This window comes from Solibacillus sp. FSL K6-1554, from assembly GCF_038005185.1.
GTDB lineage: Bacteria > Bacillota > Bacilli > Bacillales_A > Planococcaceae > Solibacillus > Solibacillus silvestris.
Map to the genome: position 1 here is coordinate 3,438,369 of NZ_JBBOSS010000001.1, position 24,703 is coordinate 3,463,071.

Genomic DNA, 24,703 nt, shown 5'->3' on the forward strand with positions numbered 1-24,703 from the left:
AAAGGGTGGTTTAAATGGAGAATTATCGTTTTACTGCATTTGAAAAAACTGGGGAAACATTATTTGATGAAGTGTGGAATTTCGCAAACGATGACGCAGCAAAAATCGAAGGTCAAAAGCAAATCGAAGAAAAAGGTATTGCTGAAAAAACTCACCGACTAGTAAATTCATCTGGTAAATTAATTTTATTCCACGTTTAAAAACGTACATAAAGCGTAACTTCAATTCGTGCGGCAGGGGTCTTTCCTCTGCCGCTGTGCTATCTAGAATACTAAATTACTCCCCGTTAATTTGGGGTAAATGAGAAGGTGCCCTGAAATTCAGGGCACCTCTTTTTTATACTAAACGTTTTATTGCCTCATATAGTTCTTCATTTGTTGGCACTTGCAAATACATGCGCAGACGAACGATACGATTCAATTCCTTTTCGATCATAGTTCTAGCATAGGCAACACGATCCTCTGTTGCATACATCTTCCGAAACTCTTCCTGCATATTATACATTTCATTAAAATCGCTTAACACTAGTTGAAGCTCTTTTTCATTCAATAAATATTGCTCTACTAAATTGATAAGCTCCTCATTAAAAATTTCCAGCATTTTAACAGCATCATCTTTTATAAATAGATCAAGTACTTTTTTGACAAGAGTTGTCGTCAATATACTCCCTATAATAAGACCGATGATCCCGCCTATTAAACTGATGACCGTTGTACTAACATTCGGAATCGATAAGCCGATTCCTCCGCCAACGATTAAACCAATAATACTCCCTGCAACACTTGCAGCTGTTTTGGAAATATTTTTAAATAGTTGTGCCGGAGACATCTGATTTTTAATCGCACGGATAATATCGACGCTCGACATGACACCTGTTACGATGGCTCCTGTTACAACATTTGCATTTAGTAATGTGATGGCTTTTTTAGCGATCACAGAGCTGTACATTGCCTTTTTCGTCGCCGTACTAGCCATCCTCTTCACTACTGCTTTTGCACCGTTTTTCTTTACTGCACTAGCAATACCTTCATCCAGCTCAATATGGTCCACAATATTCAGATTATCGATTTGCTTTTCGATTATTTCTTCAGCAAACGGTTCTCCTATTACTGTTAGACCTGTCAGAACTGCATTTTCAACTGCGGTACTTCGTTCTGCACCATTCCATTTACTTTGGGCGAAAGAAATTGCGGTACTCATTCCGATTATTTCTTTCTTAAAATCGATACAACCTCTTTCATCAATTACTAGATTGTGGATATTACCAGCATCTAATATATGACGGACTTGCTCATATGTGAAAGCACCTTGTTTAATAATATCGCTATTATTAAAATGTGCATGTATTTCATGATATTGCTCAAAAGGCACTTCCAAATAATTACTCTGTTCCTGATCTAGCTGTTTTAGTTCAATTTCGCAAATTGCAATCGCATCATTTATATTGGGACAATACACATTGTGCACAATTTGTCGCCGGTTATTTGATAGCCAAATTTGGTCCATGAAGGTACCTCCATTTTTCGTCTTTCCCTATCATATAAGCATTCGGTAATGTTGTACAGTAAATATTTTATAGCCCAATAAAAAAGGAGGAGCCAGCGATGTTTCACTAGCTTCCTCCGACATGTATCTATTTTCCTTCAAATTGCGGCATTCTCTTTCCGACAAATGCCTGAATTCCTTCTAAATGGTCCTGTGTTTGGCGCATTTTCACTTGCCCTGCAGATTCGCCTTCCAAAACTTTCTCTAAATGAGGCAAATTCGAATTATGCAAAATCTGCTTTGTTTCAATCATCGCCAAAATCGGTGATGCCAGCAGCTTACCTACAAGTTGGTCCACTGTTACAGATGCCTGACCATCTTCCACGTTATAATCAATGAGTCCTAATGCTAACGCTTCATTCCCGTTTAACACTTTTCCTTCCCATATCATTTGCTTCGCTTTTGGTGTCCCTAGACGTTCCTTCATAAAGAAGTGTCCAGCACCGTCCGGAACCAAACCGATTCCAATAAAGTTCATCGCTAATTTACTCGATTGCTCCGCAACAATGATATCGCTTCCTAGTGCCAGGCTGAAGCCTAAACCAGCTGCAGCACCATGAATTTGTGCAATCGTAATCATCGGAAGTGTATAGTAAGCCTTCACTAAACGTGAAATGTCTTCCATAATCGTTCCAAAATCAGAAAAGTCGTCTGATGATACCATCATTTTAACATCGCCACCCGCTGAGAAGACTCTCCCCTCTCCTCTAATGATAAGAATTTGAACATCCTTTTCATTATGTAGCGCTTCAAAGCAATCCGCCAGCTCTCGCATCATCGTAAAATCCATTGCATTCATAGCATTCGGGCGATTTAATGTTAATGTTGCTTTTCGCTCCGCAATTTCCAAGTTAATTGTTTCAAAGTTCAATTGTATACACCCCTTATTTATGAATAATCATTCATTTCGACAAATGCCTACATATCTCCTTTATTTTTCATACTTCTATCGCTTTGGCTTTGTTCGGTACAGGCTTTAAAGTGCCTAAATATTTACCGACCTTCAATCCTGTAAATAAGCAACCGCCTAAAAATGTTCCTTCCAAAGAACGGTAACCGTGTACGCCGCCCCCGCCAAAGCCACTGACTTCCCCTGCTGCAAAGAGGCCTTGAACAGGGTTGCCCTCATCATTTAGTACTTGCCCGTTTAAGTTGGTTTGTAATCCTCCTAACGTTTTTCGTGTAAGGATATTTAAACGTACCGCAATTAACGGCCCGGCTTTCGGGTCCAAGATTTTATGAGGTGAGGCAGCACGAATCAATTTATCCCCTATATAGTTTCTCGCTCCATGCAATGCATTGATTTGTGCATCTTTTGAAAAGGGATTTTCGATTTCACGGTCGCGCGCCAAGATTTGCTCTTTAATGTGCATAAAATCAAGCATGTCATTGCCTGCCAGTTTGTTCATACCATCGACTAAATCTTTTAAACTATCTGCAATGACAAAGTCTTCCCCATTTTCTTTGAATGCCTGAACAGCTTTAGGCGGCCCAGGTAAAACACGCTTCAGCACGTCCTTTATACTTTTATTTGTCAAATCCATATTTTGCTCAGAACCGGATAATGCAAATTCTTTTTCGATTATTTTTTCCGTCAAAATAAACCAGGAATAATCATATCCGGTTTTTTGGATTGCTTCGAGTGTGCTGAGTGTATCAAATCCAGGAAAATTTGGAGCTTTAAATCGGTCTCCTCTTGCATCAAACCACATCGATGACGGTCCGGGCAATATACGTATTCCATGGTTTTTCCATATTGGATCCCAGTTTTTTAAGCCTTCCGTATAATGCCACATACGGTCTCGATTGACGATCCGCCCGCCTGCTCGCTCGGTAATTTCGAGCATTTTCCCGTCGACAAATGCAGGTACGCCAGACACCATATTTTTTGGTGGCAGTCCTAGTCGTGATGGCCAATTTTCTTTGACAAGTTCTAAATTAGCTCCGATTCCACCACTAGCCACTACGACTGCATCTGCCGTATATTCAAATGTGCCAATGACTTCTCTGGAACTTTCTTCCCCGCGGCGAATGATACAGTTTTCTAAAATATTACCTTGAATACCAGTTACCGCCCCATCCTCCGTCAATAAATCCGTTACTTGGTGGCGCGGCAAGTAATCAATTAGACCGCTTTCCGAAGCTTGTAATACTTTACTCGCAAAAGCTTCTACAATTGCGGGCCCAGTACCCCAAACGATATGAAACCGAGGAACCGAATTCCCATGCCCGCCTGCTAAAGCACCCCCACGCTCCGCCCAGCCGACAACCGGGAAAAATTGAATGCCCTGTAATTTTAGCCATTGATATTTTTCTCCCGCTGCAAAATCTACATAGGCCTTTGCCCATTCATATGCCCAGTAATCCTCATCCTCTAATCGGTCAAATCCAGCAGAGCCGCGCCAATCTTGCCATGCGAGCTCCTTACTGTCTTTTATACCTAACCTCCTCTGTTCAGGAGTATCTACTAAAAATAGTCCCCCAAATGACCAAAATGCCTGACCCCCGATTGAATTTTCGGGCTCCTGATCAACAAGCAATACCTTTTTTTGCGCATCTATAAGCTGACAAACTGCAGTTAACCCTGCCAGCCCTGCTCCGATAACAATTGCATCATAATGCATTTCTACTCCCCCTTGTCAGTGCACCTGTTATACAATTTCGTGTTATTTTTTATTTCCCCTTCTAATAATTTTTCTTTAAAGCATCGAAAATTTAAATTAAGGCAAAATTTTAGCGAAATAGTAAAACCGTTATTTTCCGATGAATGTGATGGATCATAATTTTTCTGTAAATTCAAACAAATCCCTCCAAATCAATATCGTTAGCGCTTTCATTCTTTTTCTAAATCACGAACATTAATATTAATAACTTTGAATATAGTTCGTAAAACAACCACATATTAGCTCATTAATTCACTAATTATTTATTAATTTTGAAAATTTCGTTGACAAAGATGAACAATCGGGTTTATGATGTTATCAAATTTAAAAACGATAAACTATTGTGATAGAGACATACTGTTTAGTTTTGTATAGCAAAGAGAGCTGGTGGTCGGTGTGAACCAGTGTATACACTAAATACGTTCCACTCTTGAATAGAATAGCCGAAAACCCCAAGTAAGTTATTCCGTCCCATGCACGTTACGCATATTGATAAGGTTGTATGACTATTTTTTCTATTAGTCGGCAACGAATAAGGGTGGTACCGCGATTTGTTTATTGAATGCCTTTCGCCCCTTACGTTATTCGTAAGGGACGGAAGGCTTTTTTTGTATAGATTTTTAAAAATAATAGTGAATTTTAAGGAGAGATTATTATGACAGCGACACAATTAATCGAAAAGGCGACAAAAACAATTAACGTATTTATTGCAGATCCATTAAGTGATGACGGTATTTTTCCGCTTCGTCAAGAAACAGAATTAGATTTAAATATCATTGTTGATACAGGGCTGGCACCTGAACAATTAATCGCTCGTATTGCGGATGTGGATGTATTACTTGTCCGCTCTCAAACAACGGTTACACGCGAAGTCATTGAAGCAGCGAAAAACCTGAAATTAATCGGGCGTGCGGGTGTCGGTGTTGATAACATCGATTTAAATGCCGCAACAGAGCACGGAATTATTGTTGTAAACGCTCCAGACGGGAACACGAACTCTGCGGCTGAGCATACAATTGCAATGATGACATCTCTTGCCCGCTTTATACCACAAGCATTCAATACATTAAAAAATGGAAAATGGGATCGTAAGTCTTATGTTGGGGTTGAACTTAAAAACAAAACATTAGGTGTTATCGGTATGGGCCGTATCGGTGCCGAAGTGGCTTACCGTGCAAAAGGTCAACGTATGGACGTAATTGCCTATGACCCATTTTTAACTGAAGAACGTGCAAAAGAATTAGGTATTACAAAAGGTACTGTCGACGAAGTATGTGCAGCAGCAGACTTTGTAACGGTTCATACACCACTTTTACCTGAAACACGTAATATCATTAACAAAGAACGTTTTGCCATTATGAAAGACGGTGTACGTATTATCAACTGTGCTCGCGGCGGAATCATTAACGAAGATGATCTATACGATGCGATTGTTGAAGGCAAAGTAGCAGGTGCCGCACTTGATGTATTCGTACAAGAGCCTGCAACAGACCATAAACTATTAACTTTGCCACAGGTGATTGCAACACCTCACTTAGGTGCATCTACAGTAGAAGCACAAGAATCAGTAGCAGTCGATGTATCAAATGATATTATTAAATTCTTTAAAACAGGTACTGTAACAAATCCAGTAAACATGCCATCTATTCCGAAAGAAAAGCTTGCTGAAGTAGAGCCGTTCTTCGCATTAGCTGAAAAGCTTGGTAAGTTTTTAATCCAAGTTACTGAAGAAAGCATCAAACAATTAAATATTTCTTATGCTGGTGAAGTTGCAAACTTTGATGTACGTCCATTAACGGCAAATGCCATTAAAGGACTGCTTTCAACGAACCACGGCTCTCACGTGAATGACGTAAACGCACGATACTTGGCTGAGCGTATTGGCATTCAAATTAATGAACATAAAACAACAACTGCTAAAGGCTTCACAAATTTAATCACGGTTGAAATCGTAACAGAAACAGAAACACATACAGTTGCTGGTACGTTATTAAATGGTCTTGGTGCCCGCATCGTTAAAGTAGAAGGCTTCGTGGTTGATGTCATTCCAAACGGCAACTTGCTTTACATTAAAAACCAAGATAAGCCAGGTTCAATCGGCCGTGTTGCTACTAAGTTGGCCGAAAAAGATATTAATATCGCAACAATGCAAGTAGGTCGCGATCAAATTGGCGGCTCTGCAGTCATGATGCTTGTCGTTGATAACGAAGTAACAACAGAAGATTTAATTTTTGTAGCACAACTTGAAAATATCGATGAAGTAAAAGCCATTACACTTTAATTATTCCCGCTACTGCTGAACGGAAATTTCATTCAGCAGTAGTTTTTTTGTTTTAACATATTTTCTATTCGCATACATAAGTTTAAAGGATGATTTTATCTCTTATTATTTGAAACTTATCGGATAAAATCTTACATAAAACTTGGCGAAAGTGAAGAATCCTACCCGATTCCCATCAACAGTTCACTCTATTCGCTCACTTTTAACTAAAAGGAGAGTTTAGTTGAGAAAAATACTTTATTTCTTATTAATTGTTTTCTGTATCATTGGTGTTTCTCTAGTAAATAATGAGCGTGTTCATGCAGCAGCCCCTTCTGCCAAAATTAAAATTACAACAAAAGAGACCGAAGTGTTCGATGAGACGTTACAAAAAAAATTGATTACTTTGTCAAAAGCAACGCCCGTTATCGTACTTTCAGAAGCGGACGGATGGACTGAAATCCAATACAAAACGGTGATCGGCTATATTCCAAGTGAATATTTAAAATCTGCATCCCCTCAATATATGCTCGTACAAGCGAAAGAAGAGCCACTTGTGCGTGTGACGAATAATCTACAGAGCGAAATTAAAGGAAAACTCCATTTAAATACAATTGTAGAGCTTTACGGGTCTGCAACAGCCGACTTTGTTTTCGTAAAATACGGAAAGCTTGCGGGCTTTGTAAATCAGCAGGCTCTTGTAAAACCTGTTTCAAAAGCAATGATCGTCAAAAGTTCAGCCGATTTAGTTGTAAGGGAAATCGCTAGTTCTTCGAGTCAGGAAATCGGTGTGTTACGTAAAAACAGCCCTGTTACAATGCTCACAAATTTAAAAGGCTGGGCATTTGTCACAACGGATAAATTATCAGGCTATGTGCTGACAAATGGACTGATTACACCGCCTGTCGAAAAAGAAAAACCGGTAAAACCAGTCACTCCTAAACCAGCAACCGATAAGAAAATCGCCTTAACCTTCGATGATGGACCCCATCCAAAAGTGACAAAACAAATTTTAAAAACACTAGAAAAATACGATGCAAAGGCAACATTTTTTGTTGTGGGGCAAGAGGTGAAGGAACATCCTGAAATTTTAAAAGCGGTCTATAACGCAGGGCATGAAATTGGCAATCATACATTTAATCATGAAAAACTGACAACATTGCAACCAGAGGATATAAAGCAGCAAATCCAGTCAACCGATGCAATTATTAAATCGACTATCGGTCAACGGGCAACCGTCTTCCGCCCGCCATATGGAAGCTATGACGAAACGATTACTGACCAATTAAATGTTCCGAATGTGCTCTGGACAATTGATACACTTGACTGGAAGCATCGTGACCCGAAAAAAACGGTACTTGCAGTAAAAGAAGGTGCAAAAAATGGCAGTATCGTATTAATGCATGATATTCACCAGACGACTGCCGATGCATTGGATGAGATTCTCGCTACACTCCAAAAACAAGGCTATGAATTTGTGACCGTCTCCGAACTGTTAGGGAAATAAATAAAAGGACCTGGTGAATGTTTCAACAGGTCCCTAACTTATTGATATTCTTTTAATTGTAAAAAGCTTAAGTGCTCATTTATTAGAATGGAGTCAGCTTCAAAAAGTGACAATGTGACAAGTTCCGTGCTTTGCGCTACCCCTAATGCTGCAATCGCAACAAAAAATAAGACACCAACTGCAATAAATGCAGACAGTATACGGTGTATTCTTTGCATCTCAGGATTGGCCTGTTTTCTGTTTTTGCTGCGTACAAGGCTGATAAATCGGTTTTTGTTTTCAGGTAAATGAAGCACATGTTCACATGCCAAACAAAGGTATGCTGTATGATGGTCAATCGTAACCCGATTGATCTGAACTAAGTTGTTTGTGCGGCCGCAGTTTTCACAGCGACAAGTATTATTATTTACCATAAAAAAACCTCTTTCATCCCTTTCATACACTTATTATAGCATGAATTTTTAGAAAATTCATTCATTTAATACAAAAGACGCACTTAATTAAAGTGCGTCTGCTAGTTTATAATGTTTTCACTAACTGTAAAAATTCTGTAAGCGAAGTTACTTCATATGTCGGGACAATATCCGGATTGTGCGGCTTACTTTCGCGGTTAATCCAAACATTGCGCATACCGACACGCGACGAGCCTAAAATATCGGTCATTAAATTATCGCCGACCATTATCGCTTCATCTTTAGTAACCTGTGCTTTTTCCATTACAAATTCAAAAATAGAAGCATCCGGTTTCCCTTTACCAAAATCACCTGAAATAATGATATGGTCAAAATAAGGTACAATCTCCGGCGTAATCTCCAACTTTAAATTTTGTAAGCTCGGTGCACCGTTCGTTAATAAAACAAGCTCGTATTTCCCTTTTAATTCATCCAATACCGCAAATGTATCGTCATAGAAAAACGGTGCTTTTTTACGTTCCTCTACGAAACGCTCCCCTAGCTCTGCGCCTAATGCTGCCTCTTCAATTCCGACTGCCGCTAAACCTTTTGTCCAAGCCTCAGTCCGATACGCAGGCACAATTTCTTTCATCTGCTGAAATTGTGGTGTCGGATCATCAAACGTCCCCCAAAGACCTTCAAATGGGTTAATACCGATTAAGACTGTGTAGTCATATGTAGGGTAACTTTCATAAAGACTGCGTGCCGCTGATCTAACCGCCTCTTCCAATTGCTGAGAGTTGACGCTTGTCTTAGTCGCAGCATAGTCACATGTTTTTTCAAATGCCGTTTTTACCGAAAGTTGATCGAATAATAATGTATCATCCAAATCGAAAATAATTGTTTTGATAGCCATTGTTACGCTCCTAAAATTAATATATGTACCCATATATTTTACCATACTAAAGCGTAAAATTTCCGATACTTTTTTGACTTTTCAAACTTTTCGAGGTTTACTTCAATTTAGAATGAGAAGAACTTTTATTCCTTATTTCGTAATTGCTGCAACAGATTATTGACACGCTGTTTTTGGTTTGCCGTTTCTTCTCTCAATAATTCAATCTTATAGTCGAAACCATCGTCCTGAATACTTACAATATCGCCTTCTTTTAGCTCTGATGGAATTTCAGCATGATGGATCAGGAGCTGCTCCGTTTCGTTTGAGCGTTTTAAAAAAATCGCGTATTCCCCATCAAATCTGTCTAGCGTGTATTTATTGTAGTTCATTTACACCTTCCCCTTTCGCATTGACTAATTGACTGTGCATCTATTTCATATGTTACCCTATCTGCTTTGATCACAATCGTTCCCGCTTCGGCAGTACTAATATTTCACTATTTACATGTTGCCATATATCGATTACTTCCGCATGCGGATGACCATACCTGTCCATTTAATCTGATATAAAAATCTTCTTCACAAAAAAAGTCAAATAGCACATACCAATTTGTTTGGCTGTGCTATTTGGTGATGTTTGAAGACTAACGATTAAGAATAAAGCTCATCTAAAATGGCGATTTTCTTCGCGATCGATTCTTCAAATGTCAGGATATATGCTGCTGGATCTTTCGGATTATGGAACTGTGTAATTTTGCCGGTCGTTGGATGTACGAACTTTGAAGAAGCCCCGCAGCCGATACCTAAAATTGTTTGCACTTCTTCCATAATGACAATATTGTAGATCGATTCTTCTTCCGGTTTACAATAGCCGACGTTTTCCAAGTTTCCTAAAATATTTTTCTGGCGATACAAGTAATATGGAACATAGCCGTTTTCAGCTGTCCAGTCTGTTGCCATCTGCATCATTTTCCCTACTGTATCACGGTCCGCTACTTTATATTTATCTTTGTTTCGCGTCATTTCTGATGCTCGCTTAAAGCTAAGTGTATGCACCGTTAAACTTTCAGGCTGCATTTTTGCCGATTCCGCTAATGAATGCTCGAATTCTTCGATACCTTCGTTGGGCAAGCCGATAATCAAATCCATATTAATATTATTCATACCGGAATTGCGTGATAACCAAAACTTCTCGACTGTTTCTTCGACAGTATGATGGCGTCCGATTGCTTTCAATGTTTCTTGTGTATAACTTTGCGGATTTACAGAAATGCGGTCAATGCCCCATTTTTTCAGCACTTCTATTTTTTCCGGTGTAATTGTATCTGGTCGCCCTGCTTCTACAGTAATTTCTCGAATGGACTCTGGATTCGGGAAAGCATCAAACATTGTTTTATATAATGCATCCATTTCATGTGCCTCGATTGAAGTCGGTGTTCCCCCGCCCCAGTAAATCGAAGTAATGCGCATATTCTTTTCCGTCAGCCATTTGCCCATTTCACGCAACTCGATATGCAGGCCATCGATAAATTTTTCTACACGACCCGCCTTACGATTTGACTGGATCGCATAGGCAGGGAATGTGCAATAAGCACACATTGTCGGGCAAAACGGAACCCCAATATAAATAGAAATTTCTTTTCCAAGCTCGTCCAAATCCGGAATAACCGTAAGTTGACGCTCAACAATTGCCTTCATCAATGCGATTTTCTGATCTGAAATACGGTAGTCCTCTTTCAGTACAGCGGCAATCTGCTCATCATTCATACCTTCTTTACGATATTTATGATAAAGCTTAGTCGGACGTACTCCTGTTAAAATCCCCCACTGCTGAGTCATACCGGAATATTGTTCAAGTACATCAAGCATGACATGTGACAGTGCCCGCTTCATGCGGATGTTTTGCTCTTTTTCCGTTCCTTCTGTCGAATACTTAATCGAATAGTCGCTTGTATATTCCTGGCCCTCGACGATAAGCTTGGCAAATGTGGAAATCGTAAAATTTTCATCGATAGACTTGTTAAACTCAATCGACATATCCGAACCGTCCTGCTCGATTTGAATAACGGAATCCTCGTAAAATAAATTGGCTATATGATTAAGAACACGTGTCCAGTCTTCTTTGAATTGCTCATTAATATGAATCGTTTTCATGTTATTCTCTACCTTCTTATGATATTAAATAAAAAATCTATCTCATTGTAACAAATATTAAGGTAGAAGAAAAAAAACATGTTTATTGTTAGTAAATTTAATTGGGATATTGCCCTCATTATCCTCAAAATAAAAAGGAGCCACACATAGTGTGACCCCTGAATCTTATAGTCCGTCGTACATTGCTTGGATTGGCTGTGTGATAATACGGTTAATTTCTTGAATTACTGCACTTAAAGCCATCTCCGCTTCCAGCATACCAATAATTTTTGGATTTTGCTGAGCTAACTGTGCTGTTTTTTGTAAAAATACATACTCTTCTTCTGTAATTTCTTCACCAGCATTTTGTTTGTCCTGCATCTTTAATTGAACATCGCGGAAGTTTGTGAATAATACTTTAGCTTCCTCATCTGCACGTACAGTTTCCACTGCGTTCTTTAAATTTTGAAACTCATCAGTCTTGCGGAATGTTGCTTCAAGTTTATTAATATCTTCATAAATATTAATCATGTAATATTCCTACTTTCTCTTTTTAGTTCGTCAAAAAGACGATTAACGCTTGAATGATCCCGACAAGACCACCAATAATGCCGCCCAGCCATGTGATTAATTTCAGCTCTTTATTAATAATACCTAGTACAAGCTCTTCTAATTTGGCGATAGGGAAAGAATCTACTTGCTCTCGAACGACTTCCGCTAAATTCAGTCGCTTCAGTACGTCTTCGATTTTTCCTTCTGCTGCAATAAATGTTTTATCCATCATTTTAGGGAGCAGATCATTTGTAGCCCAGTCTTTTCCTTGTGGCCAATAGTCATTAATCGTTTTATCCAGGCGTGCCTCCAATGCCAATGCATTTTTTGCATAGCTTTGGATACTCGTTTCAATCGTATCAAAGTTTACATCATTCATAAAGTCCATTGCCGGGCGATTTTTAATTTTTTCCCATTCTGTTGTGAAAATCCGATTTAAAAGTGCAGCTGTTCCTGGAGCTTTTAAAAACTTTATAAGTTCACGCTGTACTTTATCAACGAGTGATGTGGAGTCTCCTAAAAACATCTGGATCATGCCGCCAAATGAACCTTTTGTCGATAAGAAGTCATCCAACATATTTTTGATTGTCATCGTACCTTCCGGCGACAGAAAATAATCTTCACCCTTTTGCAAAATCTGTACGACTGCCTCATCGATTTTCTGGTCCAATACAGGCTCCAAATCATTCGGTAATAGTTCACGAATGGCTTTTGTAGATAACGTATTTTTTACTTTATGGAACTGCACGTGAATAAGTTCATCCACTTTCCCTTCCACTGTTTGCGGTAAATGTGTGAATCCTGCCAAACGAATCCAGTCATTAATCGTTTTTTCATTTGTAAATATTTCTTGCGTCACTTTATTTTGCGCAAAGGTTAATACATTTTCACGTATTTCCTTTGATAAAAATTTTTTCTTAATTGTTTCAGGTGTCAGTAAATATTCTGTAACGGTTTTCCCTAACTGAATAGCCAAATCCTCGCGGCGTTTTGGGATCAGACCCGGTGTTAATGGCAACTTCCATTTTTTAAAGTAGATTGGCTTATAAGGTCTAAACAGCATTTTGATTGCCATATAGTTCGTCGCTGCACCAACGACAGCCCCTACAACACCCAGCAGGAATATTAGCGAAATAAATTCTCCCATTTTGCTCACTCTTTCTTCATCATGTCTATGTTCTATTATTAATTTCAAAAAAGAAAAATTGCAACAATGTACTACTTTCTTGTACGATAAAAATGGGAGGAAAGTTTCATGATTCAACATTTTAGCTATAAGCCATTATTTGAAAACAGTCAAATTCCGGGGTGGTCCATCCGCTTTTTCTATGAGCAGAAACGTTATGTAGCTGAATATTATAAAGACGGAAGCATCAAATTCTTTGGGGAAAGCCCTGCTGAAGAACAGAAAGAAAAGCTTGAGAAAATGATTCACGAGTTAATGCTCTTTCACGTTTATGAATAAATAAAAAGAAATGGGAGCAATCGAATTTTTCGATGCTCCCATTTTTATGCGCGTTTCGAGTTAATCATAATTTAATAGCTGGCTGCAGGAAATTATTGCTGGCGTTTGCTAATTTTCCTGCCTATTAAATTATCATTATCTACCATTTCACAGTATCATAAATCTACTGTAATTTCAATTTTCTATCAATTTACGCTAATCTACTAATTATTTATTCCTTCAATATTAAAATTCAATTATCGAATGGCTATTCCAATTTCACTCCAATATTTTTTTCCTCAAATTTCAAATTGGAAAATTGTTTTTTTTACGCAAATATTTTATGATTGTAGTATTAAAATTTTTTTAGGAGGTGTACTCTTTATTTGCCACGCTCATTTGCGCCGCAGATAGGGAATATAGTTGGACGTAGACATAGGAATCGAACTAACCATTAGGTTGATAGCATTTGCTATCTTAATTGCCGCTACGGCATTTTTCGTTGCAACTGAGTTTGCAATAGTTAAAGTAAGAACGACAAAAATTGATCAGCTCGTTGCAGAAGGAAATAAATCTGCAATCCGGGCAAAAAAAGTAATTTCAAACCTTGATGAGTATTTATCTGCTTGTCAGCTCGGAATTACAATTACGGCATTAGGACTCGGATGGCTCGGAGAACCGACTTTCGAAATTATTCTTCATCCAATATTTGAGTTCTTTAACTTAAGCGGTAATGTCACAACTGTTCTTTCATTTATTGTTGCCTTCTCACTCGTAACGTTCATACACGTTGTCGTAGGGGAATTAGCACCAAAAACTCTCGCTATTCAGAAAGCAGAAGCCGTAACATTAAATCTATCTGGATTTTTAATTCTGTTCCATAACATCATGTACCCATTCATCCGTGCTTTAAACGGATCGGCACGTGGATTAACTGGGCTTTTCGGCTTAAAAATGATTTCTGAATCTGAAGAAGCACACTCTGAAGAAGAGCTTCGCATGATTTTATCAGACAGCTTTAAAGGTGGGGAAATTAACCACTCTGAATACGAATATGTTAATAGTATTTTTGAGTTTTCTGATCGAATAGCGAAGGAGATAATGGTACCTCGAACTGAAATTATCAGTATTGAAAGAGGTCAAACGATTCGCGAAGTATTTGAAGTAATGGGCATTGAACAATATACACGTTATCCGGTTACAGATGGTGACAAAGACCATGTCATCGGCCTTGTTAACATGAAGCATTTATTAACAGCTTATATTAAAGATGCTGCAAATGGCGATAAGCTTGTTGATGATTATATGCAACCGGTTATTCGAGTAATCGAAACAATTCCTGTCAGTGATTTATTATTAAAAATTCAAAATGAACGTATTCACCTCGCAATTTTAATGGATGAATACGGCGGTACTTCCGGTTTAGTAACAATTGAAGATATTATCGAGGAAATTATCGGTGATATTCAAGATGAATTCGATGAAGATGAAATTCCGGAAATTCAGGAAATCGCTGAAGACCACTACATCTTTGACTCTAAAATGTTATTGCAGGAAATGAATGATATTTTAGGTACAACAATTGAAGATGAAGATATCGATACAATCGGCGGATGGTTCATGACTCAACGCTTTGATGTTCAAGAGGGCGATATAATTGAATCAGAAGGTTATCAGTTCAAAGTAACTGAGCTGGACGGTCACCACATTTTGTATATTGAAGTAACAAAACTTCCACCATCTGAAACGACAGACGAGGAAATTCTATAATTGATACAAAAAACCACACTTTTTCTCCAGTAGGAAAAGTGTGGTTTTTAATTCGGTTATTTATTTACCCTTATTTAGCTTTCGTTCGTCTCAGTCAAATTATGCTTTACTGCATATAAAGCCGCCTGAGTACGGTCCTGTACATGAAGCTTCGCAAAAATATTCGATATATGGGTTTTAACCGTTTTTTCCGTTACATATAACGAAGAAGCGATCTCCCTGTTGCTCTTGCCCTTTGTCAGTTCCGCCAATACATCCTGTTCCCTAGGTGTCAGTGGATTTAAAATATGGGGCTTATTCTCATCTTCACGCAGCCCTTCTTCCAATTGCGAAGTCGCATCCGGATGGATCGTATTTTCACCGCGCATAATTTGCCGGATCGATTCAACTAGATCATCCGGTTCGATATCTTTTAGCTGGTAGCCTGAAGCCCCTGCATCAATTGCCGGAAGCACATGGTCTTTATCCGAAAAGCTTGTCAGCATCAGTACTTTAATATGCGGCCAATTCTTTTTTATTTTTTTAGTTGCCTGGATGCCGTCCATCTCAGGCATGACGAGGTCCATTAAAACAATATCGGGAGAAAGTTGTTCAACAAGCTCTACTGCCTCTAATCCGTTTTTCGCTTCCCCTACAACTTCGATATCCTTTTGGGTTTTTAAAAAGAATAATAACCCTCGTCTTACTACATGATGATCATCTGCTATTAGTACCCGTATCATCAAATCCCCCCCTAGTATGGTAAACGGACAAGTAATTCTGTTCCTTTTCCTATTTTACTTACCCAATCCGCGGTTCCTCCAACTGCATGTGCCCGGTCAATAATTGATTGCATGCCAATTGATGGTATGCGGCGATGTGCCTCCACATTAAAACCATGGCCTGCATCGTTTACAACGAGTAATACATCGGTAGCGGTCACATTTATATATATTTCCACATTCTTTACACCTGCATGTTTCCGTACATTATTCAATGCTTCTTGAGTAATCCGGAAAAGCGTTTCCTCTACTCTTGACGGGAATTGAATGACCCCCGAAACATTGACCGTTAATTTCAGGTTCAGCATTTCTGCATACACTTTAATCGCTTCGATCAGTCCGCTTTCCAACCCTTTTGGACGGAGCTGCCAAATGAGTGCACGCATTTCCGTCAAAGCTTCCTGTGTAAGCTCTTGAATATCTTTAAACGTTTCTTTAATATCCTGCTCATCCCTCATCTCAACTCCTGCACGGGCTGTCAGTGTTACCGAAAAGAGCAGCTGGTTGACAGAGTCATGCAAATCGCGTGCTAACCGGTTACGTTCCTGAACAAGTGCAATTTCCTGCTGTTCATTTGTCAGGTAAATACGTTTAATCGCAGAACCCATCTGAAAGGCAACCGATTCAAGTAAATCTAGCTCCTCATCAGAAAAGCGCACCGTATTTCTTGAAGCGACATTGAGCAACCCGAAGCGTTCCTGACCTGATTGCAATGGTACAGTCGCATGATGGGTAATTTCGTTATGATCACCTACATTTGCTGCGATGGCACTTTCGATGCGCTGACATTCAATAATATTCGAAGCTTTTTTTAACTCTTCATTGCGGAACCGTGATACACACCAGCATCCGCCCTTCTTTAAATAGTGGCACTCGTTATAGTTCAGCGCATCCGGCAGATCCTGCTTCACGACAAGCTCCGATTTCCCTTTTTCATCGATAAAGAAAATCCAGCCCGTTTCGAATTTTGTCCCGCTTAAAAATTTCGACAGTGCACCCTTTAGCATCGGAATCATCTCTGTTTCCTCGTTTAACAGCTCAGCAATTTCTTTTAAAATGGCAATATTAGATTGGTCTTTTGTCATACTGGCTCTTCCTTTGCTACTTCACTTTTCTCTATCATACCATTTCAATTAAATAGTACGCACCGCTATCCCTCTCATACTTTTGAATGAAAAAAATTCTGCTATCGTTTACAATAGCAGAATTTCCCTTTACGTTATTTTAAATATTCCACGCGGTATACGTCATGGCGTCTGTCTTTAAGATGCTTAACAGTACCGTCTTGGCGTTGTCGGCGCAATATTTCAAGATCGACATCCCCGATCAGTACCATTTCCAAGTTTGGACTCGTCTCTCCGACGATCCCATCACGTGCAAATTCAAAATCGCTCGGTGCAAAAATCGCCGATTGTGCGTATTGGATATCCATGTTTTCCGTTTCAGGCAAGTTGCCCACAGTTCCGGAAATAACCGTGTAGATCTGGTTTTCGATCGCACGTGCCTGTGCACAATAGCGCACGCGTAAATAGCCATGACGATCTTCTGTACAAAACGGTGTGAAAATAATATTCGCGCCCATATCTGTTGCAATACGCGCAAGTTCCGGAAACTCGATATCATAGCAAATCTGAATGGCAATCTTGCCGCAGTCGGTATCAAATACACGGATCTTATCGCCGTTACTGATTCCCCACCACTTACGTTCATTTGGTGTAATGTGAATTTTATATTGTTTTTCAATCGTTCCGTCACGTCTGAATAAATAGGCGATATTGTAAATCTCCTCATCTTCTTCCTCAACGAAATGCGAACCACCGATAATGTTCACATTGTAGCGGACCGCCAGACTTGTAAACAGTTCGATATATTCAGGTGTATATTTCGTCAATTTACGAACAGCCTGTGACGGTGATTTATCATTTAAGAAACTCATGAGCTGTGTCGTAAAAATTTCCGGAAAGACAACAAAATCCGAGCCTGCATCAGACCCGACATCAACAAAGTATTCACACTGCTTCGCAAAGTCCTCAAAGGAATCAATCGCGCGCATCATATATTGAACAACACAAATACGCACTGGATAACTTGTCTTGAAATGACGCTTGGACAGCGGTCGGTAATCGACGTTGTTCCATTCCATTAATGTCGCATACTTGCCTGAAGCTGTATCATCCGGTAAATAGTTTGGATTAATACGCATTAAAATAAAGCCGTTCATCATTTGGAATGTCAGCACCGGGTCATATATTTTATGGCGACTTACCGCATCCACATAATCACGTGGACTCATCTCATCCGAATGGACATGATAGTTTGGAATACGGCCGCCAATAATGATAGATTTCAAATTAAGTGTTCGCGCCAGATCTTTCCGCGCCTCGTATAGTCTTTGACCGACCTTCATACGGCGGTATTCCGGGTGTACCATTACTTCAATACCATACAAATTATAGCCATCCGGATTGTGATTAGTAATAAAACCATTGTCGGTAATATCATTCCATGTATGACGGTCATCGTATTCATCGAAGTTAATGCGCAGGCTCGAGCAGGAACCAATTACCTTCCCATCAAGCTCGGCTACAATTTGTCCTTCAGGGAAAATCGTTAAATGGCTGTATAAATGCGCTCGTTCCCACGGCTCCATACCCGGAAAACATATACGCTGTATCTCTAGTATCGAGTCAATATCCTCTGTAGTCATATTTCTTATTATCATAGGTTTTTCAAATTTGGACATATCTAATGAATCTGTCATGCAAAACTCCCCCTCCATATATAGACTTTCCTTTTAATAGCGATCAATAAACGTAGTAATTTACTTTTTCTCGAATTCAAACTATAATCAATGAGAATAAATATGAAAAACTTCTGCTGATAGAAGTTAAATTTTGAATATCGAGGTAGCACTATGTCCAAAAAACTTGAAAATGCCTTGCTCATTATTTGGGTTGTATCGTTGACAGCAACGCTCGGATCATTGTATTTTTCTGAAATACGAGGATACGAACCATGTACATTATGCTGGTACCAGCGCATTTTAATGTACCCTATTGTGCTGATTTCAACGATTGCCTACATCCAGAAAAATGCGAAAATTGCATTAACAACAGCCATTTTTTCTACAATTGGCGCGGCAACATCTTTATACCATTATAGTCTACAGAAGTTAGTTTTTATGCAAGATGCAGCACCTGCTTGTGGTCGTGTAGCATGTACAGGTCAGTATATTAACTGGCTGGGCTTCATTACGATCCCATTTTTGGCGCTTACTGCCTTTATTATTATTGCGGCAGTTAGTTTTTATATGTTAAAAGTTTTAAAGGGGGAGAAATAATTTGAAGAAGTTAGCGATTGTCGGTGCAGTAATTGTGTTATTATTCGCAGCAATTATCGTCCTGACAAACATGAAAAACAATGAAAAACTAGAAAACAATCCGTACGGTACAGACAACTTAAAACAATCAACAATCGACTTATTGGACGATGAAAACTATCAAAATATCATTTTACCAGATGCATTGGCAGAAAAAATCGAGTCAGGTGAAGGCGTTGTCGGCTATTTCTTCAGTCCAGAATGTTCTCACTGCCAAAACTACACTCCAAAACTTATGCCGATTGCCGACGAACTTGATGTTCAAGTCGATCAATTAAACATTCTTGAGTTTGATGAATGGAATACTTATAATATTACATCAACACCAACACTTATCTACTTCGAAGACGGCAAAGAGGTTGCCCGTCTGGAAGGTGACGCACCAGATGAAACAACGCGTCAATTCTTTAACGATGTTGTGTTAAAATAAGACTATATTTAAATCGTGTTCTTTACGAGCACGATTTTTCATTTGGAGGAAAATTAATGTTCACATATATCATTCACGAAAACGGACAAACCGTAGAAGACCTGCTGCGCGATAAATGGCGGTTAGGCAAAAAGCTAGTTCACGAATTACGTATGGCTAAAGCAGTAACAATTGATGGAGAGCCCATTATGTGGAAGGAGCCGTTTGAAAAAGGGACAAAAATCGAATTTGCATTTGATATTCCCGCTTCGAACTATACTCCAACGGACAGCTGCGATGTAAAAATCCGCTATGAAGACGAGCACTGCCTTATTGTTTCAAAGCCCAAAGGAATGGCGACACATCCAAACGAGCCAACTGACAACGACACATGCATGAATCATGTCATGCGTTATATTATGGATAACGGCGGGCATTACGCGGAGCATGTTCACCGTTTAGATCAAGGAACAAACGGCTTACTGCTTGTCGCAAAGCATCCGGTTGCAAAGTCTATTTTCGACCGTATGATCGAAGAAAAAACAATCGTGCGTACGTATGCCGCAGAAGTTCAGGGGAACCTTCGTACAGACAGCGGTACGATCAACGCTGGTATTGGTAAAGACCGCCATCATAATACTCGCCGTGTCGTATCACCTACCGGCCAGCATGCAGTGACACATTATGAGGTAGTGAATCGCTATAAAGGTACTTGTGTTGTCCATGTTGTTCTTGAGACAGGACGTACACACCAGATTCGTGTGCATATGGCGCATCTGGGCCACCCGATTGTTGGCGATACTATGTACGGTGCACGTGAAACCGCGTCAGGTGATTATGCATTGCACGCCATTCAGCTAGCATTTATGCACCCGTTTTTAGACGAGCAGATCATCGTGAAAGATAACTAAAAAAGAGGCGTTCGTAATTAAAATACGGACGCCCTTTTTCCTATCTTTTTTCACGCTCAATATAAGTTACTTCATTCGCTCTTGAAAATTGATAAATCAAGCTTCTACCGGTTGAGTGCAATTCTTTTTCTTTAATGACAAACTGATCCCCTGTTTTTGTTGTAAATGTGATATCTCCCTTGTTACTGCCTACTACATATTCATAAACAACTTCATCGAAATCTTCCCACCGATATTGTTGTTCCTCAAATAAATGATGTCGCTCCAATTGTTCCTGGCTAATCAACAAATAATTTTGAGTCGATAAGTAACCAATGCCAACACTCAATATAAAGAGTAATAGGCCAATCAAATAAACTTTTATATTACGCCTGTACGCTAAAATCCACAGCATCACTATCGCAAAAAAACACGCCACCAGAACTAGTCTTAAATTAATTGGATTCGGAATAAACGTAGCGGCTGAGTTATTATACTGAAAAGAATCCATCTGAAAAATAGGATGGAAAATCATAATAAAAGGTGCAACAACTACAATCGTTACTGCAGCCATCGAGAAAAACAAACTCGGTGAAAAGTTTTTAAACACAGTTTCACTCCCCCTAAGTAAAAACGATGTTAGAAATCAAACTTGAAATTATCAGGATTTTGTCCAAAACGTTCATTACGGTTCAATGCATTTAACTGCTGCATCGTTTCATTCGTTAATTCGAAATGATATAGTTCACTATTTTCTTTTATGCGTGAAGCTGTAACAGATTTCGGAATGATGATGACATCGTTTTGCAAATGCCAACGTAAGATGATTTGAGCTGGTGATACATTATATTCATCTGCAATACGAATAATCGTTTCATCGTTTAAAACTTTTCCGCGTCCAAGCGGTGACCATGCTGTTACCGCAATTTGCTGTTGTTCACAAAATGCACGTAGTGGTTCTTGGGTTAAATACGGGTGGGCTTCAATTTGGTTAACCATTGGCGCGACGTTGCAAGTTGCCAAAATTGTCTTTAAATGATGTTCATGATGGTTTGATACTCCCGTTACACGGATGAGTTTTTCATCATATAAGCGTTCAATTGCACGGTACGTATCTACATATTTATGTTCGACCGGCCAATGTGTTAAATAAAGATCCACATAATCCATATCAAGCTTTTTTAATGATGTTTCGAATGCACGTAAAGTATTGTCATAGCCTTGGTCGCTATTCCAAACTTTTGTTGTAACAAAGAGATCCTCGCGTGGTACAGAAGAATGGCGAATGGCTTCCCCTACTTCTTCTTCATTGTAATAAAGCGCTGCCGTGTCGATTGCACGGTAACCTAGATCAAGCGCTGCTTCAATCGCCTCAAGTGTTTCATCACGGTCTGTCATTTTATAAACGCCTAATCCTAAATAAGGCATTTCTGCGCCATTGGCTAATTTTTTCGTTGAGTGTAAATTCATTTTGTTCACCTCTTAGATTTGATTGTACTTATTATAACATTCTAATTATTTGCCGTTTATTAATCGCTATCAATTATTAATGCTTACTGGCCAGTAAACTTATTATCTACTATATTCCCATTACCAGAATAATCTTCCAGATACAGGAGTATATATTATAATATATTCTCTTGGAGGAGCTGAAAAACTATGATGGATACACAACTAGTTTTGACTGGATTTTTGAAGCGTGCACAACGGTATTTCCCGAACAAACAAATTATCTCACGTACAAGCCCCACTAAGACACATCGTATTACATTCAATGACTATGTAAAAAGAACACATCGATTAGCGGATGCCCTAACAAAACTTGGGATGAAGCGCGGCACAAAAGTCGGTACATTTGCCTGGAATCATCATCGTCATCTCGAAGCGTATTTTGCGATTCCGAGCAGTGGTGCAGTTTTACACACGATTAACATCCGACTTGCCCCAGAACATATTGTTTATATTATTAATCATGCCGAAGATGAAATTTTATTGATTGATAGCGACTTATTCCCATTAGTCGAGCCTGCACTAGACCACTTGAAAACGGTCAAGCATATTATTGTCATGGGTGATGAATTGAGCGCTCCTCAATCCAGTTTTCCGAATGTATATAGCTACGAACAGCTTCTTCAGGAAGCGGATGAAAATTTCGAGTTTCCGACAGATCTGGATGAAAATTTGCCGGCTGGGATGTGCTACACTTCAGCAACGACGGGTATGCCAAAAGGTGTCGTTTATACACATCGAAGCATCGTACTGCATAGCTTGGCACTGGGTCTTGCTGAATCCTTTGCCATTAAAGAAAGCGACACTGCCCTGCCGATTGTACCGATGTTCCATGCAAATGCATGGGGCTTCCCGTTTGCTGCATTGAATTTCGGCTCAAATATTATTTTACCGGGACCGATGATGACACCTGGCTTAGTTTTGGATCTGATTGAGCAAGAGAGAGTAACGATTACAGCTGGAGTTCCAACGATTTGGCTTGGTGCACTTTCTGAACAGGAAAAACAGCCACGAGATCTCTCTTCTGTCCGTTTAATCATTTCGGGTGGTTCCGCTTCCCCGAAAGGTTTAATTCAAGCTTACAATGAAAAACTCGGTGTTCCGTATATCAACGCTTACGGTATGACGGAAACTTCACCGCTTGTAAGTATGTCGCATCTTATAAGTGAGATGAACGACTATACAGATGATGAACAGTTAAATATTCGTGTATCCCAAGGATTGACGGTTTCGCTAATTGAAACAGAGGTCGTGAACGAAAACGGTCCGGTTCCATGGGATGGCAAAACAATGGGTGAACTACGTGTCCGCGGTCCATGGATTGCCTCAGAATATTATAATGATGAGCGGACAAAAGAAGCATTCCGAGATGGCTGGCTTTATACAGGTGACATTGCGGTATATACAAAAGAAGGCTATATCAAAATTACCGACCGCACGAAGGACCTTATAAAATCCGGCGGTGAATGGATTTCGTCTGTTGATCTTGAAAATGCCCTCATGTCACATCCTGCTGTTTTCGAAGCAGCCGTAATTGCGGTCCCACATCCGAAGTGGCAGGAGCGTCCATTGGCATGTGTCGTTTTAAAAGAAGGTGCAACGGCATCTAAAGAAGAGCTCATCGAGTCAATTGAACTGGAGTTTGCAAAGTGGTGGCTTCCGGATGATGTTGTATTTTTAAACGAAATCCCAAAAACTTCTGTCGGCAAATTTCTAAAAGCAACGTTGCGGGAACAATTAAAAGACTACGAGGTTCAAATTTAACTAGAAAAAGTATAAAATCTTAGTAAGAAACGGATATTTTATAAAATTGATTGAAATGAAGGGCGAGTGTAACTGACGGCTACGCCTTTCGCTACAAGCAAGCTTCCTGCGGGAACAATTTTTGACAAAAGCGATGCGGCAGGAGCACCGACGCCTGAGACTACAGGCTCAGGCCGTGCCCGCGGAAAGCCGTTCCGGAATGGAAATCAGTTATTATGCATAGCAAAAAGACGCCACTTTTCTTTGAGAAAAGTGGCGTCTTTGGATTATGTCCAAACTAACTTTTTTATTTTCCCTCTTCCTGCTGTTCATCCTCTTCATCATCAAACTGCTGCGGATCTGAAATGCGTTCCGCTTCTTCCAATTGTCCGCCGTCTCTTAAATTCTCCATTTGCTTCCCGAGAATTTTCAGCTCATCCATCGTATTAGCCATATTTCCATTAACGATTTCTTCTCTTTTCATATAAATCCCTCCAAATTAATTTAGTATTATTTTTTTCCAATTTTGACTGATTTCTGTCATAAATAAAGTATTCATTCAAATAATTTATGCTATACTGAAAAAAGAGATAATTAAAACATGAGGAGGATTCTTCCATGAAATTACTTTTAATTCTTGGTGTTAGCATATCATTTTTAATCGCTATTTTCACAGCTGGCTATGATAGCAAACCATTCTCAAAAGAAAGATAATTCCACTAGCTTTCCAGTAAAGGACAATCGTTAATTAGCGGTTGTCTTTTTCATTTGACTTTTATTGTTGCATATTTTATATTAGTTACATAAAGTAAGTTGATTATAAAAAATAACCATTAAGGGAGATCATAT

General features: G+C 39.3%; 24 protein-coding genes. 9 read left to right on the forward strand and 15 right to left on the reverse strand.

Annotated elements, in window-relative coordinates; translation table 11 throughout:
- Positions 1–14 precede the first annotated feature (14 nt).
- Positions 15–200 (forward strand): YhzD family protein, encoded by a 186-nt coding sequence (locus tag MHB58_RS17120; RefSeq protein WP_008406474.1) that lies wholly within the window; start codon positions 15–17, stop codon positions 198–200.
- Between the two features lie 136 nt (positions 201–336).
- Here MHB58_RS17120 and MHB58_RS17125 read toward each other — a convergent pair whose 3' ends face one another.
- The 3 genes from MHB58_RS17125 to MHB58_RS17135 form a co-directional block, all read right to left on the reverse strand.
- Positions 337–1,506 (reverse strand): hypothetical protein, encoded by a 1,170-nt coding sequence (locus MHB58_RS17125; protein ID WP_014822739.1) that lies wholly within the window; start codon positions 1,504–1,506, stop codon positions 337–339.
- Positions 1,507–1,633: 127 nt separating this feature from the next.
- Positions 1,634–2,416 carry an enoyl-CoA hydratase gene (locus tag MHB58_RS17130; RefSeq protein WP_008406477.1) on the reverse strand — a complete coding sequence of 261 codons (783 nt, stop codon included), beginning with the start codon at positions 2,414–2,416 and terminating at the stop codon, positions 1,634–1,636.
- 67 nt (positions 2,417–2,483) lie between these two features.
- A complete protein-coding gene (locus MHB58_RS17135; RefSeq protein WP_014822738.1) occupies positions 2,484–4,169 on the reverse strand; it encodes an FAD-binding dehydrogenase in 1,686 nt (561 codons plus the stop codon).
- A gap of 694 nt (positions 4,170–4,863) precedes the next feature.
- Between MHB58_RS17135 and serA the strand changes: the two genes are divergently transcribed.
- Positions 4,864–6,489 (forward strand): phosphoglycerate dehydrogenase, encoded by a 1,626-nt coding sequence (gene serA / locus MHB58_RS17140; RefSeq protein ID WP_008406480.1) that lies wholly within the window; start codon positions 4,864–4,866, stop codon positions 6,487–6,489.
- 223 nt (positions 6,490–6,712) lie between these two features.
- Positions 6,713–7,975, forward strand: coding sequence for a polysaccharide deacetylase family protein (locus MHB58_RS17145; RefSeq protein WP_340735707.1), 1,263 nt, complete (start codon positions 6,713–6,715; stop codon positions 7,973–7,975).
- 38 nt (positions 7,976–8,013) lie between these two features.
- Here the strand turns inward: MHB58_RS17145 and MHB58_RS17150 are convergent, their stop codons facing one another.
- The 6 genes from MHB58_RS17150 to MHB58_RS17175 all read right to left on the reverse strand — a co-directional run bounded on the left by MHB58_RS17150 (position 8,014) and on the right by MHB58_RS17175 (position 13,096).
- Entirely contained in the window at positions 8,014–8,388 is a 375-nt protein-coding gene (locus MHB58_RS17150) for a hypothetical protein (protein WP_014822735.1), read from the reverse strand.
- A gap of 106 nt (positions 8,389–8,494) precedes the next feature.
- Positions 8,495–9,283 carry an HAD family hydrolase gene (locus MHB58_RS17155; RefSeq protein ID WP_014822734.1) on the reverse strand — a complete coding sequence of 263 codons (789 nt, stop codon included), beginning with the start codon at positions 9,281–9,283 and terminating at the stop codon, positions 8,495–8,497.
- A 125-nt stretch (positions 9,284–9,408) separates the two neighbouring features.
- The gene (locus MHB58_RS17160; RefSeq protein ID WP_008406484.1) at positions 9,409–9,654 is read right to left on the reverse strand and encodes a DUF3006 domain-containing protein; all 246 of its coding nucleotides are present in this window, start codon (positions 9,652–9,654) and stop codon (positions 9,409–9,411) included.
- 261 nt (positions 9,655–9,915) lie between these two features.
- Entirely contained in the window at positions 9,916–11,418 is a 1,503-nt protein-coding gene (locus MHB58_RS17165; RefSeq protein ID WP_014822733.1) for a coproporphyrinogen III oxidase, read from the reverse strand.
- Between the two features lie 165 nt (positions 11,419–11,583).
- Positions 11,584–11,928 (reverse strand): YlbF family regulator, encoded by a 345-nt coding sequence (locus MHB58_RS17170; RefSeq protein ID WP_008406486.1) that lies wholly within the window; start codon positions 11,926–11,928, stop codon positions 11,584–11,586.
- Between the two features lie 22 nt (positions 11,929–11,950).
- Positions 11,951–13,096: a DUF445 domain-containing protein gene (locus tag MHB58_RS17175; RefSeq protein ID WP_014822732.1), complete on the reverse strand. Its 1,146-nt coding sequence runs from the start codon at positions 13,094–13,096 to the stop codon at positions 11,951–11,953.
- Between the two features lie 108 nt (positions 13,097–13,204).
- Between MHB58_RS17175 and MHB58_RS17180 the strand changes: the two genes are divergently transcribed.
- Both MHB58_RS17180 and MHB58_RS17185 read left to right on the forward strand, forming a co-directional pair.
- A complete protein-coding gene (locus tag MHB58_RS17180; RefSeq protein WP_014822731.1) occupies positions 13,205–13,414 on the forward strand; it encodes a YheE family protein in 210 nt (69 codons plus the stop codon).
- A gap of 438 nt (positions 13,415–13,852) precedes the next feature.
- A complete protein-coding gene (locus MHB58_RS17185; RefSeq protein ID WP_173364530.1) occupies positions 13,853–15,163 on the forward strand; it encodes a hemolysin family protein in 1,311 nt (436 codons plus the stop codon).
- Between the two features lie 74 nt (positions 15,164–15,237).
- On the opposite strand, the gene MHB58_RS17190 is transcribed toward MHB58_RS17185, so the two are convergent.
- The 3 genes from MHB58_RS17190 to MHB58_RS17200 all read right to left on the reverse strand — a co-directional run bounded on the left by MHB58_RS17190 (position 15,238) and on the right by MHB58_RS17200 (position 18,685).
- Positions 15,238–15,885: a response regulator transcription factor gene (locus tag MHB58_RS17190; protein ID WP_008406490.1), complete on the reverse strand. Its 648-nt coding sequence runs from the start codon at positions 15,883–15,885 to the stop codon at positions 15,238–15,240.
- Between the two features lie 11 nt (positions 15,886–15,896).
- Positions 15,897–17,009: a GAF domain-containing sensor histidine kinase gene (locus MHB58_RS17195; protein WP_340735708.1), complete on the reverse strand. Its 1,113-nt coding sequence runs from the start codon at positions 17,007–17,009 to the stop codon at positions 15,897–15,899.
- A 134-nt stretch (positions 17,010–17,143) separates the two neighbouring features.
- Positions 17,144–18,685, reverse strand: coding sequence for a bifunctional GNAT family N-acetyltransferase/carbon-nitrogen hydrolase family protein (locus MHB58_RS17200; protein ID WP_340735709.1), 1,542 nt, complete (start codon positions 18,683–18,685; stop codon positions 17,144–17,146).
- A 153-nt stretch (positions 18,686–18,838) separates the two neighbouring features.
- Here MHB58_RS17200 and MHB58_RS17205 point away from each other — a divergent pair, with 153 nt between their 5' ends.
- From MHB58_RS17205 to MHB58_RS17215, 3 genes are read left to right on the forward strand one after another with little or no spacing between them, the layout of a single operon-like run.
- The gene (locus MHB58_RS17205; RefSeq protein WP_340735710.1) at positions 18,839–19,264 is read left to right on the forward strand and encodes a disulfide oxidoreductase; all 426 of its coding nucleotides are present in this window, start codon (positions 18,839–18,841) and stop codon (positions 19,262–19,264) included.
- 1 nt (position 19,265) lies between these two features.
- Complete coding sequence (locus MHB58_RS17210; RefSeq protein ID WP_008406494.1) at positions 19,266–19,733, forward strand: thioredoxin family protein; 468 nt, start codon at positions 19,266–19,268, stop codon at positions 19,731–19,733.
- 56 nt (positions 19,734–19,789) lie between these two features.
- A complete protein-coding gene (locus MHB58_RS17215; RefSeq protein WP_008406495.1) occupies positions 19,790–20,623 on the forward strand; it encodes an RluA family pseudouridine synthase in 834 nt (277 codons plus the stop codon).
- Positions 20,624–20,663: 40 nt separating this feature from the next.
- Here the strand turns inward: MHB58_RS17215 and MHB58_RS17220 are convergent, their stop codons facing one another.
- Together MHB58_RS17220 and MHB58_RS17225 are read right to left on the reverse strand one after the other, a co-directional pair.
- The gene (locus MHB58_RS17220; RefSeq protein WP_340735711.1) at positions 20,664–21,212 is read right to left on the reverse strand and encodes an acyl dehydratase; all 549 of its coding nucleotides are present in this window, start codon (positions 21,210–21,212) and stop codon (positions 20,664–20,666) included.
- A gap of 29 nt (positions 21,213–21,241) precedes the next feature.
- The gene (locus MHB58_RS17225) at positions 21,242–22,072 is read right to left on the reverse strand and encodes an aldo/keto reductase (RefSeq protein WP_065216699.1); all 831 of its coding nucleotides are present in this window, start codon (positions 22,070–22,072) and stop codon (positions 21,242–21,244) included.
- A gap of 189 nt (positions 22,073–22,261) precedes the next feature.
- Between MHB58_RS17225 and MHB58_RS17230 the strand changes: the two genes are divergently transcribed.
- Positions 22,262–23,875, forward strand: a complete 1,614-nt coding sequence (locus MHB58_RS17230; protein ID WP_340735712.1) for a long-chain fatty acid--CoA ligase — start codon at positions 22,262–22,264, stop codon at positions 23,873–23,875.
- Between the two features lie 286 nt (positions 23,876–24,161).
- Here the strand turns inward: MHB58_RS17230 and MHB58_RS17235 are convergent, their stop codons facing one another.
- Positions 24,162–24,338 carry a hypothetical protein gene (locus MHB58_RS17235; protein ID WP_008406499.1) on the reverse strand — a complete coding sequence of 59 codons (177 nt, stop codon included), beginning with the start codon at positions 24,336–24,338 and terminating at the stop codon, positions 24,162–24,164.
- Between the last annotated feature and the right edge of the window lie 365 nt (positions 24,339–24,703).